This window comes from Proteiniphilum sp., assembly GCF_040307845.1.
Classification (GTDB): domain Bacteria; phylum Bacteroidota; class Bacteroidia; order Bacteroidales; family Dysgonomonadaceae; genus Proteiniphilum.
On sequence record NZ_JAWRIS010000011.1, the window covers coordinates 20,157 to 34,151 of the forward strand.

Sequence of the window (13,995 nt, forward strand, 5' to 3'; positions counted from 1 at the left end):
ACTATTTTTGTACATTTGCGATGATTTAGAAGGAGAGGGCAATGCAGATGGATCACCATGCATTTCGGGTTGATATTGACCGTATTTTAAGAGACAAATCACCCAAATACTACAATAAAATTCCCAAATTTCTGATCAACTATCTCAAGCGAACTGTCCATCAGGATGACATTAACGGCATCCTGGAACGGAACCAGGGACTTGAGGGAGTCGATTTTATGCGGGCTCTTATCGACAAGGAGTTCAAGCTCACCCTACAGACCAGGGGAGATGAGAATATCCCTGATGAGGGCAGGTTTATATTTGCTTCCAATCATCCGCTGGGAGGACTCGACGGCATTTGCCTTTCCGCCATTTTGGGTGAAAGATACAACGGAAAGATCCAGTATCTCGTAAACGACGTACTCTATTATATTGATCCGTTAAAACCCATCTTTGTGCCCATCAACAAATACGGCTCCCAGGCTAAAGACTCGGCACGTGCCATCAACGAGGCTTACGCATCCGACAACCAAATGATCACCTTCCCTGCCGGACTCTGTTCCAGGAAACAAAAAGGTGTAATCAGAGATCTGGAATGGATGAAGAGTTTTATCATTAAAGCAGTTGAATATGAAAGAGATATTATCCCGGTACATTTTGCAGGTAAAAATTCCAATTTTTTCTACAATTTTGCCAATCTCCGCAAATCGTCAGGTATAAAATTCAACATCGAACTGATTTTTCTTCCGGACGAAATGTACAAGAACAGCAACCAGTCGTTTACCATCACTTTTGGCAAGCCTATCCCCCATCAAACACTCGATAAATCCAAAACACCGGCCGAGTGGGCCCAGCAGGTAAAAGAGGTGGTTTATTCAATGGCATAACACGGCTGTTACAAGATAAAAAAGAAAAAAGTATGGAGAAGATCATTGATCCTATCGACAAGAATCTGATAAAAAGCGAACTGACCGTTCAAAAGAGGGTCAGGACCACCAACAAGGCCAATAACGAGATTTATGTCTTCACCGCGCATGATTCACCCAACCTGATGAGGGAAGTTGGCCGGTTACGAGAGATCGCATTCCGCCACTATGGCGGAGGAACAGGATTAGAAGCTGATATAGACCAATATGACACGATGGATGTGCCTTACCGACAGCTGATCGTATGGGATCCCGAAAATGAAGAAATATTGGGAGGTTATCGTTTTATCTATGGCTCTGATGTGGAGTTCAACGAGCACGACAAGCCCATGCTTGCCACCGCTCATCTCTACAATTTTTCAGAGCAATTCATAGCGGATTATCTTCCTCACACTGTGGAATTGGGCCGGTCATTCGTCTCACTCGAATACCAGTCGACATTGTTGGGCAGAAAAGGTATCTTTGCACTCGATAACCTGTGGGACGGGTTGGGAGCCCTCACCGTTATCGATCCGGGGATCAGGTATTTTTTTGGAAAGGTAACCATGTATGGCACCTATAATAAGGATGCACGCAATATGATACTCTATTTTCTTCACAAGCATTTTCCCGACAGCGAGAAACTGGTAACTCCCATTGATCCGCTCATGACAAACACCGACATAAGCCGGATGAAACAGCTTTTTACCGGGAAAAAGTTCAGTGAAGATTACAGGATACTTAATAAAGAGGTGCGTGCCCTCGGCTACAATATCCCTCCGCTGATCAATGCATACATGAGCCTGTCGCCTACTATGCGCTTTTTCGGCACTGCTGTTAACGATGAATTCGGCGATGTGGAAGAATCCGGAATCCTCATTGAAATAGACCAGATCCTGGAGGAAAAACGTGCCCGTCACATCGAATCTTACCTGAAGAGTAATCCCAGCAAACGGTTTCTTATGCTGCTCAGGAAAAGGATAGCAGGCACAACGGGAAGTAGAAAAATGAAGCTTCCCCAATTAAAGCGCGGGAAAAGACTGAAAAATAAAGGATAACAACCACAAGGATTTAGTTGTCACCCCTATCAAAAAGACAGGAATATTCAGTATATTCCTGTCCGAAAACATATATTATCATCCGGGAGGAGCATTTTCACATTCCTGCATACCATAACACAACTAACTGATAATTTAATATTTATCATCCAAAAATGCAATCGTTTGCACAAGTAAACCGAGTTAATTAACCTGGTTTTAATATTGATCCGTTTAAGAAAACCTAATTTTGACGTCGGAAGTAGGGTGTCAATAATATAATAATTGAAAAATGTTCATTAACCGTTCATTTTTTATTGTTGTCCCGCCTATTACTATGTAGAGGATGAAGTAAGTATTAATCAGTTAATCTTATAATGTTAGCAACATGTATGTAAATTTAAAAAAAACTATGAAAGTGTTCCTGATGACAATATTATCGGGCACACTAATGATTTTATCGGCCAGTGCCCAAACCGGCGCCACGATAAATGTGAGAGGGACGATCACGGATATTGCCGGCGAACCTATTATCGGCGCCAATATCCTTGTACAAGGAACTTCCTCAGGGACAATTACCGACTACGACGGTAATTACACCCTCCAGGCACCCGCCGACGGTGTACTGGAAATAAGCTACATCGGTTACAAGCCACAATCCATTCCCATCAATAACAGAACAACCATCAATATAGCGATGGAGGAAGATACCGAGATGTTGGAAGAGGTGGTAGTAGTTGGCTATGGAACTGCAAAGAAGAATGATTTGACAGGCGCCATTACCGCCATTGGAGAAAAAGATTTTCAAAAGGGACTGATCACGGAACCTACGTCACTCATCGCAGGCAAGGTCGCCGGTGTGCAAGTTATTTCCAACGGCGGGCGCGCGGGTGGTGGCACTACAATCCGTATCCGTGGTGGCGCATCGCTGAACGCAAGTAATGACCCTTTGATTGTGATCGATGGAATGCCAGTAGAAAACGCAGGGATTTCGGGTTCTTCTAATCCGCTGGCAATGATCAATCCCAACGACATCGAGTCAATGAACATTTTGAAAGATGCGTCCGCAACAGCTATTTATGGGTCCCGCGCTTCGAATGGGGTAATCCTCATCACCACTAAAAAAGGACTGAGCGGGCAGAAAATGAAAATTGATTTAAATCTGCAAACGTCGATAGGAACCGTTGCCAAACGTATCGAAGTATTGTCCGGTGACGAATTCAGGGATTTGGTAGAGAACAATCCCCATGCGCAACAGAGCTATACCAATATGCTCGGAACAGCCAATACCGATTGGCAAAAAAAGATTTACCGCTCTGCCTTTACCAGCGACAACAACCTGAGCATAAGCGGAATGGCGGGTCAATCTTTGCCGTATCGGGTATCCGTAGGTTTTTTAAGCCAGGACGGCACATTGAAGACAGACAACGTGAAACGCACAACCGTCGGTCTGAACCTTAACCCCTCCTTGCTCGACAATCACCTGAATGTCAACATGAATATCAAAGGGACCTATTCAAACTCCCGTTTCGGAAACAGTGACGCTATCGGCGCGGCATTGCGGATGGATCCCACAAAACCGGTCACCGCCGATGGGTTTAACGAGTTAAACGGTTACTGGTCCTGGCTACAGGATTCAGGCGACTTAAATACAATGGCAACCCGTAACCCCGTGGCATTACTTTATGGTAAAGACGATCAATCTGATGTATATCGCAGTATCGGAAACATTCAATTCGATTATATGATGCATTTCTTACCCGATCTGCGTGCGAATGTGAATCTTGGATATGATATTTCAAAAGGGACAGGCGATGTAATCACACAACCTTGGTCTCCCGCTTTCTACACAAAAGACTATCCCAGTGGCGAACGTTCGAAATACAAACAGGAAAACCGGAACCTGCTGTTGGAAGCATATTTAAATTACACCAAACAGCTGAATCAAGCCAACCGCCTGGAGGTAATGGGAGGCTATACCTACCAGGATTGGTTGACGACAAATCACAATTATCCGGTCTATTATTTCGACGGCACAACGGAGAAAACAACTCCCACATTTGAAAAAGACAAGCCGCAACACACGCTCATCTCATTTTACGGGCGTTTAAACTACAACTTGCTGGACCGGTATTTGTTCACGGCAACTGTCCGTCATGACGGCTCTTCCCGTTTTGGATCTGACAACCGTTGGGGAACATTCCCCTCATTGGCTGTGGCCTGGCGTATGAGCGAAGAGAGCTTTCTCCGTGATTTCGACAACCTCTCAAATCTAAAACTCCGTTTTGGATGGGGTATCACGGGACAACAGGAAATAGGAAATTATGAATATCTGGCAAAATACAGCTATTCCCAAAATACCGCCCGCTATCTATTCGGCGACACATTTTACAATATGTACCGTCCAGATGGTTACGACATGAACCGCAAATGGGAATCAACCACTACCACCAATATAGGTCTGGATTGGGGATTTGTCAATAACCGCATTTATGGCAGTATCGATTTTTACAACAAAGACACTAAGGATTTGTTGAACAATACTCCACTGGCAATGGGTGGCAACTTTACCAATAGTATCGTACAGAATATCGGAAAAATGAATAACAAGGGGATTGAGGCAAGCATTAACGTCATCCCGATTGATAACAAGGATATGCGGTGGGATTTCGGATTCAATATCACTTACAACAAATCCAAAATCACCCAGTTGACGCTGAATGACGACAATCCGAATTATGTCGGTGCCACGTTCGGCAACGTGTCGGGAGGCACAGGAAATACACTGATGATCCATTCCGTAGGATACAGGCCGAGCATGTTTTATGTCTATAAACAACTTTACACTCCTGATGGCAAGCCCGTTGACAAAGGATATGCCGACCTGAACGGTGACGGTGTAATCAACGAAAAAGACAGGTATCATTTCCATTCGTCCGTCCCCGATTATTACATGGGGTTCAATTCCTCTTTCTCTTATAAAAACTGGACGGCCGCGACATCACTTCGCGCAAGCATTGGCAACTATATCTTCAATAACACCAATTACGATATGGGAACGCTGGCGCAGGTCATGAACCCAAACAGCTTTTTGATGAACACCGTACCCGATTTGAAAGAGACGATGTTCTATTTAAAACAGGATATTTCCGACTATTTTGTTGAAAACGCATCGTTTTTAAAAATGGATTATTTCCAGTTGAGTTACAATTTCGGAGAAGTGGTCAGAGGATTTAACCTACGGGCCAATGCAACGGTACAAAACGTGTTCACCATCACGAAGTATAAAGGTATCGATCCTGAAATCCAGGGAGGTATGGATAATAATTTCTATCCGAATACAAGGAACTTCAGTATCGGATTAAATCTTAATTTTTAATTTTAATGAATTGAATGACATGAAAAGATATATGCATAGAATAATAATGTCTCTCCTGCCCATGCTGGCACTGACATCCTGTTTCGACGATCTGGACAGGTTTCCGGTCAACGATACGACCGCTGAAGTGGTTTATTCAACTTTTGAAGGGACAAAAGAAGCCTTGGCAAAAGTGTATGGAGCCTATTCGTTGTCAGGCCAAACAGGGCCTGCAGGTAACCCAGACGTCGTGGGTTTGGACGAAGGTAGTAATGCCGACTTTTTGCGTTGCTGGTTTAATCATCAGGAAATGCCTACCGATGAGGCGCATTGCATTTGGGCAGACCCGGGTATCCCTGAATTGAATAATATCAATTTCACTTCCGACGGAGCATTTACCATCGGATTATACAGCAAGTGTATTTTGATCGTCATGTATGCCAACGATTTTATCCGAAATACCGAAGGCAGGAATTATGGTGAACAACAAACTGAAGTGAACTATTTCCGTGGCGAAGTACGTTTCTTGCGCGCATTTGCTTACTGGGTGTTATTAGATCAATTTGGCAGGCCTCCGTTTGTCACAGAGAAAGACGGGCTGGGAATTATGCCCGCACAGATTGAAAGGGCCAATTTGTTCGAGTATATAGAAAGCGAGCTACTGGACTTGGTAAATAACAACGAGTTGAAAACCGGTCGCAGCAATGAATACGGACGTGCCGACATCTCGGCCGTTTCTGCTTTGCTTGCCCGACTTTATCTGAATGCCGAAGTATATACCGGTACAGCGCGTTGGACGGAAGCGATCACTTACAGTAAAAAGGTGATTGAGTCGGGGTACACATTGAAAAATAATTACGAACATCTGTTTCTGGCGGATAACGATAAAAATAATCCCGAAGTCATCCTGCCGATTACCTACGACGGAAAGAGCACACGCGGATACGGCGGCGTCACGTTCCTGATCAATTGCGGTTCAAGTAGCGATTACCAGACAGAGTATGCTGACAAAATTATCCATTATGGAATATTTACCAATGCCAACTGGAACGGATACCGTTTCCGGAAAGAATTCATTGATAAATTTGAAGAGGGAGACAAACGTTTCCTTTTTGTAGGGGAAAATCCCGCTTTAGGCGACGACCCCAGTAAGAACACCAATGGCCTGCAGACATATAAATACCGCAACATCACATCGGCGTCAACGCCAGGAAACCCGGTGTATGGTTCCGACCAGGAATTTGTGGATAACGATTTCCCTCTTTTCCGGTTGGCGGAACAGTATTTAATTTATGCCGAAGCGGTAGTTCGCGGCGGGTCAGGCGGATCCATGAATGAAGCAATAGGATATATCAACCAACTGCGTGAACGGGCATTCGGCAATACCAATAAAAATGTAAGCAGTATCGACGCCCAGTCCCTATTGGACGAGCGCGCCCGTGAATTGTATTGGGAATGTTTCCGCCGTACCGACTTGATACGTTACGACCAGTTTACCACTTCCAATTATGTGTGGGAATGGAAAGGTGGCGTGAAGGCCGGACGCGCGGTGAGCAATCATTACAATCTCTATCCGATTCCCTCCCAGGATTTGCTGGCGAATCCGAATTTGAAACAGAATGCGAATTATTAATTTTAAATGAAGAGCACGATGAAAAAAACAGTTTTATTCATTATACTCGCAGGAGTACTCTTTGCCTCCTGCGAAAAGGATCAGGACATGTACAAACTGCTGCCGGAAGATCAGGCGGAGAAACCGGTGTTGGCAGCGCATGACGCTATTATCGTTACTGAGAACAACATGGGCGATATGACCACTTTCAGGTGGCAAAAGGCGGATTTCGGTGTACCTACGGACATTGAATACACGCTCTATGTGAAAGTGGGTGACGGAGAAGCCGCAGCGGTCACCACTGCTTTCGGCGACTCCTTGACTATAGTATTGGAGGATTTGAATAAGATCCTGATTGCTGCCGGAGTAGAACCTGACAGTCCAACCAAGGCCCAATTTTTTTTAGAAGCGGCGTATAAAGATCTCTATAAAATCAATTCAGACGCCATCACATTGGATGTGAGCACATTCAAGCCACTCTTCCCAGATGCGGTCTATATGATTGGACAGGAGTTCGGCGAATGGAACTGGAACAATCCGACAATAGCGGAAATGATTCCCATCAACGGAAATCCCGGTAAATTCTGGGCAGTACGTTATTTCGCCAATCCGGAGAGTGGGTTCAAATGGAATACCGTTAAAGCTTGGGGTGGAGACTTCTTCTCTCTGGGTACGGATGTAGGTTTTACCACACGAGATGGGAATGCCTTTGTTTCGGAGGCTGGATTCTACATTATTGTGATCGATTACACGGCCAACAAAATAACTATTGAGCCTGCACAGGTCTACGGCATGGGCGACTGCTTTGGCGGTTGGAACACCGGCCAATACCCTTTTGCGGCCGATGGCAATGTCATGAAAATCACTACTTCCAATGAAGGTGAATTAAGAATATATGCTAACGCTTCAGCCGCTGGTGTAGGCGGTGATTGGTGGCGCATGGAGTTTGTGATTTTAGACGGGAAGATTGCCTATCGGGGAAATGGCAACGACCAGGAACGTGTACGTGTGGATGCGGGTAAAGTGGTGACACTCGACTTTAACAACGGTACGGGCACAATTCAATAACATAAAGTTATCTTTGAAGAGGCTGTCCCCATTGGAGACAGCCTCTTTTCAACTTATCTTATGCTTTGTCCATAAAACAATAATCACGTAATGAAAAAAAATATTTTTCTTCTTTTTCTTTTATCTCTCTTTCCACTGCAAGCCCAACAGATAAAAGTGGAACCCTCCTTCTGGTGGAGCGGCATGGAGGAACCGGAACTGCAACTGATGGTGTATGGCGAAAATGTTGCCAGCTATATCCCGGAAGTAACTTCAAAGAATGTGAGGATCAAGGAATCGGTGCGTTTGGAAAGCCCGAATTACCTGCTCCTCTACCTCGATATTTCAGGCAGCAGCCCTGAGACTTTCGATATACTGTTCTCGGACGGGAAGGATAAGATTTCCTACTCCTATGAACTGAAAGAACGCGATCCGGACAGGTACCACATTGAGAGCTTCGATGCGTCGGACGTGCTTTACCTGATTATGCCCGACCGTTTTACCAATGGCGATCCTTCTAACGACCAGATCCCGATGCGGATGCCCTATAAGGTTGATCGCAGCCACCACAGCGCACGGCATGGAGGTGACCTGAAAGGGATTTCCAACCGGCTGGATTATCTGGCCGACCTGGGTGTAACCGCCATCTGGCTTAACCCGGTGTTGGAGAATGATATGGAAGGCGGATCATACCACGGCTACGCCACTACAGATTACTACCGTGTGGATCCCCGTTTCGGCAGCAATGAAGAATATGCGAAGCTGATCGCCGACGCCCATTCAAAAGAAATGAAAGTGGTGATGGATATGATCTTCAACCATTGCGGAAGCGATCACCCCTGGGTGAAAGATGTACCTTCTGTCGACTGGTTCAACAACCTGGGTGAATATGTACAGACTTCGCACATGAAGGAGATGTATTTCGATCCCTACGCCTCGGAATATGACAAGGGCAAGATGGTGGACGGGTGGTTCGTCCCCACCATGCCCGATCTCAACCAACGCAATCGTCACGTGGCAAAATACCTGATCCAGAACAGTATCTGGTGGATAGAATACTCAGGGGTTGATGGCATCCGGCAGGATACCTATCCCTATGCCGATTATGATATGATGGTCAACTGGATTGTGGCGGTAGAGAAAGAGTACCCCCAATATAACATCGTGGGCGAAGCATGGCTCAACAACCCTATCGCCACCTCTTTCTGGCAAAGGGACAGCCCGCTTAATCCCAATAACACCCAACTGAAATCGGTAATGGATTTCCGGTTTATGGGATTAGCACACAGCGCCTTCTTTGAAGAGACAGGCGAATGGAACGGAGGGTTGCATGGTATCTTCGACCACATGACCTATGACTTTGTCTATCCCGATATCTATAACGTGTTACGCTTTCTGGACAACCACGATACCGACCGGTTCCTGAAAGAGTACCCCACCGATCTCTCTGGATGGAAACAGGGAATCACTTTCCTGCTTACCATGCCGGGTATACCGCAGATTTATTACGGCACCGAATTGTTGATGCATGGCGACAAAAGCAAAAGCGACGGTGATATCCGCCTCGACGTGCCGGGCGGTTGGCCGGGTGACAAGGTGGATCAATTCACGGCGAAAGGACGTGACAAGGTGCAGAACGAAGCGTTCGACTTTATGAAGAAACTGCTCCACTGGCGCCAGGGTAACGATGTGATCGCTTATGGCTATATGAAACATTATGTTCTGCAAAAAGGCGTCTATGCCTATGAGCGCTACTTAGGGAATGAAAGCGTGTTGGTTTTCATGAACGGGACATCCAATCGGGTGGAAATAAACCTTGATCGTTATTCCGAATCAATTGGGAACAGGATTGAATGGAAAGATTTGCTCTCCGGCCGGAATATTTCATTGGGAAAAACACTCTCTCTTGCTCCCAAAGAAATTCTTGTGTTGGAACAATAAGATGCCTGTGCATGAGTGGAGAGGTGGAAAGGTATTCACTGTTCACTGTTCATTTTTCACTATTAACTATTAATTCTTAGTTTTTCACTTTTAGTTCTTAGTTCTAAAAATCATAATATGCCAATATTTTCAAAAACATATTACTGGCTGCTGATCCTGCTTCTCACCTTTTCCTGCGGGGACGATCCGGTAGATACTCCGGAACCACCGGTTGTGATTAAGCAGGGACTTTCATGGGGCCTTGAAGAGGCGGATGCCGACAAGGAACTGACCATTTGGTTCAAAGCGGCTTCGGGATCACCGCTCTATAACTACACCGGAGATGTCTATATTCATACGGGCGTTATATCGGAAGGCGAGTGGCAATTCGTTCCCGCCGAGTGGAGTGAAAACCTGTCAAAATGCAAGATGACAAAAGTGGAGGGCGAACAAAGCACCTGGAGCATTAAGCTCACCCCATCCATCCGTCAGTGGTATGGTTCGGGAAAAACAGCCGTCAATCGGTTGGGTGTTGTTATCCGTTCTGCCGATGGCAGCAAACAAACCGAAGATTTTTTTATTTCTGTCACCGACACGCAGTTTAAGGCTTTTGAACCAGCAGCGGTGAAGAACGAGGTCATGCCTTCCGATCTACTACACGGCATCAATATTGTGGATAACAGTACCGTCACACTGGTATTACACGACAAGGATAAAAACGGCACAAGGAAGGATTTCGCCCATGTGGTGGGCGACTTCAACGGCTGGACATTGAGCAACGATGAGAAATCGCAGATGTTCCGGGATGAGGAAGCAGGTTGCTGGTGGATCACCATCAGCGGATTAAACCCTACTAAAGAGTATGCTTTTCAGTATTATGTGGGTAAAAAAGATGATGCTCCTATCCGCGTGGCTGACCCCTATGCGCGTAAAATACTCGATCCGTCAAACGATAAATACATCTCATCAACGACTTATCCCGGCAATATGATTTATCCGGAAAGGGGTATAGGCATCGTCTCGGTATTCCAGACACAGCCGGAATCCTATACCTGGCAGATACCCAATTTCGAGACCCCTTCACGGGACAATCTGGTAATCTACGAGATGCTGCTTCGTGATTTCACGGAGAGTGGCGATATCAACGGCGCCATGAAGAAGCTGGATTATTTGCAATCCCTCGGTGTGAATGCCATTGAACTGATGCCTGTGCAGGAGTTCGACGGGAATGACAGCTGGGGATACAATCCTGCCTTTTTCTTCGCGCTCGACAAGGCGTATGGTACCGACAGGATGTATAAAGAGTTTATCGACGAATGCCATAAACGAGGAATGGCCGTAATCCTCGACGTGGTCTATAACCATGCCACGGGTGAAAATCCGTTCGCCAGGATGTGGTGGGATTCTGCGAATAACCGTACAGCAACCAATAATCCGTACTTTAATGTAACCGCCCCCCACCCTTATAGTGTATTTCATGATTTCAACCATGAATCGGAACTGGTACGCAATTTTGTGAAACGGAACCTGCAATTCCTACTGGAAGAGTATAAAATTGACGGTTTCCGGTTCGACCTCACCAAAGGTTTTACGCAGAAACAGTCATCAGAATCGAATGCCCATCTCTATGATGCCTCCCGCATTGCCATCCTGAAGGATTATAACAACGCCGTAAAAGCTGTGAAACCGGATGCATACGTAATCCTGGAGCATTTTTGCGACGACATGGAGGAGACGGAACTGGGCAATGAGGGGATGATGGTCTGGGGCAATATGAACCACGCATACTGTCAAACAGCGATGGGATATACAGATGGATCTAATTTTTCAAACACCTATTACAATACTTATTTCGACTCCAGTCTGCGACTTCTGCCACGCCCAGCCAACAGCCTTGTAAGCTATATGGAGAGCCACGACGAAGAGCGAGCCGCCTATAAGCAGACCCAATGGGGTAAAGGCATCCTCGCGACAAGCAGTGACGCGCAAATGTCACAACTGGCGACCAATGCCGCTTTCTTCTTCACCGTACCCGGCCCGAAAATGATCTGGCAGTTCGGCGAATTGGGATACGATATTTCCATCGAGGAGTACGGACGAACCGGTAAGAAACCGGTCAAATGGGAGTATGCAGAGGTCTCTCAACGAAAGAAGTTGTATGACACTTACGCACAACTGATCAAGTTACGTTTTGATCATCCGGAGCTTTTCACTGCCACTGCCAACCTCGACTGGAAAGTAGAGCCCTCCATCTGGCACATCGGACGATATATTAATCTCTCCTCATTCGGTGGCGCGAAACAGGTGGTGGTAATAGGTAACTTTACCAACGACCCGATCACAACATCGGCAGAATTCCCCGGTATAGGCACATGGTATAATTATATGAATCCGGGCGAAACGATCAGCGTTACATCAGCTACGATGAATATTACCGTACCAGCGAATAGTTTCAAGATGTATACAAATTTCGCAGAATAGGATAATATTTTATTGGGTTCATTCTCAAATATGCCTCTCCACGCAAATAATGCACTCCAGAAGTTTTTTATATAACTTTTGGAGTGCATTTCACTTTGTAATCTATTCCTTTTTGTTTCAGAAACAGAACGGGCAATATATTCGGAGCAGGATGATCAGATCAGGAGCGGGACGGTCTAAGAGTCAAAGAGTCGGTTTTCCGTTCAGCAATCATCTGGCCCATCATTCGCAAGCTGTCCAACTGGAACATCACCCTGTCCTGCACGATCATAAAGCTATCTTTTAATTCGGGTTTCACCGGCAGGCAGGGAGGCGATTCCATGGTGAGAGGATTGACAGGCTGGTTATTCTTGTGTACCCGGAAATCGAGATGAGGACCGGTAGACAAACCGGTAGAACCCACATAAGCAATCACTTCTCCCTGTTTCACCCGTCTCCCTTTCTCTATTCCCTTGGCAAAGCGGCTCAGATGCATATAGGTGGTAGTGTAGGTAGCATTATGCTTCACTTTCATGAAGTTTCCGGCTCCGCCCCGTTGAAATCCTTTTTCAATTACCACTCCGTCTCCGATCGTTTTCACAGGCGTACCCACAGGTGCAGCATAATCCACGCCATGATGCGGGCGGCTACGTTTCAGGATGGGATGATAGCGGGAATTGGAGAATTTTGATGTAACACGAATAAAATCAAGCGGTGCCTTCAGAAATGCTTTCCGCAGACTATTTCCTTCCTCGTCAAAAAATTCCATGATAGAATCCTGTTGAAACGGGATGGCGTGGAACGGCTTGCCCTGATGGGTGAAAACAGCTCCTTCGATAGAGGAAATCCCCACCATGGTGCTGTCATCGATATAAGCCACATCGTACATCAATTGGAACGAGTCGCCCTCCTTGACATCAAAAAAATCGATCTGCCAGGCATAGACATTCGAGAGTTCAAGGGCGAGCATGGCCGGCGCACCTGTCCCGATGATCGCATTCCACAGAGATGAGGTGATGGTTCCTTCGGCATATTCCCGTTTCAGGATAACCGGTTTTGTATAATCATATACGCTGATTTCACCAGTACTTAAATCAACTACAGCGTAATCGGTCTGGGACTTTTCAAAAACGACATATTTCACGGCCGATGTGGAATCAGTAATTGCGACATACGAATTTCCGACCTGTAGCCTCGAAGGAGGATAAATAGAAGATACCGCCTCTATGATCTTTTCCCTCTCGTTGGCTTCAAACCCTAATTCAGTCAGAATGGTAGCAAGATATTGCCCCTTCCCGATCTCGTAGCGGGTAACATCGAGGGAATCCACACATATCCCGTACTCATACGTAGAACTCGTCTCTTCCTGGTCAATCTGATCCGTCTGTTGTTCTTCCTTTTTTAATCCACATGAAACAACACTGACTATCAGCAACGAATAGATAATCGACCGGATTGTTTTTCTTTTGTTTATTGTATACATAGCTGGTTACTTTCTCATTTACCCGGTTCCGGAACAGGCAAGAAAAACAAATAATCACCTGACAAATTCACAGATACAGCCTGTATTACGCGCTTTTGGATACCGGGAGGCAGAATGGATCCGACTTAGTTAATCTGAGTACAAAGATGCACAAAAATCTCAGACAAGCAAAAAAATATCGGTGTTCTGTC

8 protein-coding genes are annotated in these 13,995 nt (G+C 45.7%); 7 read left to right on the forward strand and 1 reads right to left on the reverse strand.

What is annotated here, in order from left to right:
• Positions 1-47: 47 nt before the first annotated feature.
• The 7 genes from glsA (at position 48) to ABV001_RS02305 (ending at position 12,342) form a co-directional block, all read left to right on the forward strand.
• Positions 48-869, forward strand: a complete 822-nt coding sequence (gene glsA, locus ABV001_RS02275) for a lyso-glycine lipid O-acyltransferase GlsA (RefSeq protein WP_352421326.1) — start codon at positions 48-50, stop codon at positions 867-869.
• A gap of 32 nt (positions 870-901) precedes the next feature.
• Complete coding sequence (gene glsB / locus ABV001_RS02280; RefSeq protein WP_352421318.1) at positions 902-1,945, forward strand: glycine N(alpha)-acyltransferase GlsB; 1,044 nt, start codon at positions 902-904, stop codon at positions 1,943-1,945.
• 406 nt (positions 1,946-2,351) lie between these two features.
• Positions 2,352-5,303, forward strand: a complete 2,952-nt coding sequence (locus ABV001_RS02285) for a SusC/RagA family TonB-linked outer membrane protein (RefSeq protein ID WP_352421319.1) — start codon at positions 2,352-2,354, stop codon at positions 5,301-5,303.
• Between the two features lie 31 nt (positions 5,304-5,334).
• The gene (locus ABV001_RS02290) at positions 5,335-6,915 is read left to right on the forward strand and encodes a RagB/SusD family nutrient uptake outer membrane protein (RefSeq protein WP_323424249.1); all 1,581 of its coding nucleotides are present in this window, start codon (positions 5,335-5,337) and stop codon (positions 6,913-6,915) included.
• A gap of 18 nt (positions 6,916-6,933) precedes the next feature.
• Positions 6,934-7,962, forward strand: a complete 1,029-nt coding sequence (locus ABV001_RS02295) for a SusF/SusE family carbohydrate-binding protein (protein WP_352421320.1) — start codon at positions 6,934-6,936, stop codon at positions 7,960-7,962.
• A 90-nt stretch (positions 7,963-8,052) separates the two neighbouring features.
• Positions 8,053-9,882, forward strand: coding sequence for a glycoside hydrolase family 13 protein (locus ABV001_RS02300; protein ID WP_352421321.1), 1,830 nt, complete (start codon positions 8,053-8,055; stop codon positions 9,880-9,882).
• Between the two features lie 117 nt (positions 9,883-9,999).
• A complete protein-coding gene (locus tag ABV001_RS02305) occupies positions 10,000-12,342 on the forward strand; it encodes an alpha-amylase family glycosyl hydrolase (protein ID WP_352421322.1) in 2,343 nt (780 codons plus the stop codon).
• Between the two features lie 160 nt (positions 12,343-12,502).
• Here ABV001_RS02305 and ABV001_RS02310 read toward each other — a convergent pair whose 3' ends face one another.
• Positions 12,503-13,804, reverse strand: a complete 1,302-nt coding sequence (locus ABV001_RS02310; protein WP_352421323.1) for a M23 family metallopeptidase — start codon at positions 13,802-13,804, stop codon at positions 12,503-12,505.
• Between the last annotated feature and the right edge of the window lie 191 nt (positions 13,805-13,995).

Bases quoted from the DNA above. Each gene is read 5' to 3' on its own strand.
- glsA (WP_352421326.1), top strand. From the start codon at position 48: ATGGATCACCATGCATTTCGGGTTGATATTGACCGTATTTTAAGAGAC.
- glsB (WP_352421318.1), top strand. From the start codon at position 902: ATGGAGAAGATCATTGATCCTATCGACAAGAATCTGATAAAAAGCGAA.
- ABV001_RS02285 (WP_352421319.1), top strand. From the start codon at position 2,352: ATGACAATATTATCGGGCACACTAATGATTTTATCGGCCAGTGCCCAA.
- ABV001_RS02290 (WP_323424249.1), top strand. From the start codon at position 5,335: ATGCATAGAATAATAATGTCTCTCCTGCCCATGCTGGCACTGACATCC.
- ABV001_RS02295 (WP_352421320.1), top strand. From the start codon at position 6,934: ATGAAAAAAACAGTTTTATTCATTATACTCGCAGGAGTACTCTTTGCC.
- ABV001_RS02300 (WP_352421321.1), top strand. From the start codon at position 8,053: ATGAAAAAAAATATTTTTCTTCTTTTTCTTTTATCTCTCTTTCCACTG.
- ABV001_RS02305 (WP_352421322.1), top strand. From the start codon at position 10,000: ATGCCAATATTTTCAAAAACATATTACTGGCTGCTGATCCTGCTTCTC.
- ABV001_RS02310 (WP_352421323.1), bottom strand. From the start codon at position 13,804: ATGTATACAATAAACAAAAGAAAAACAATCCGGTCGATTATCTATTCG.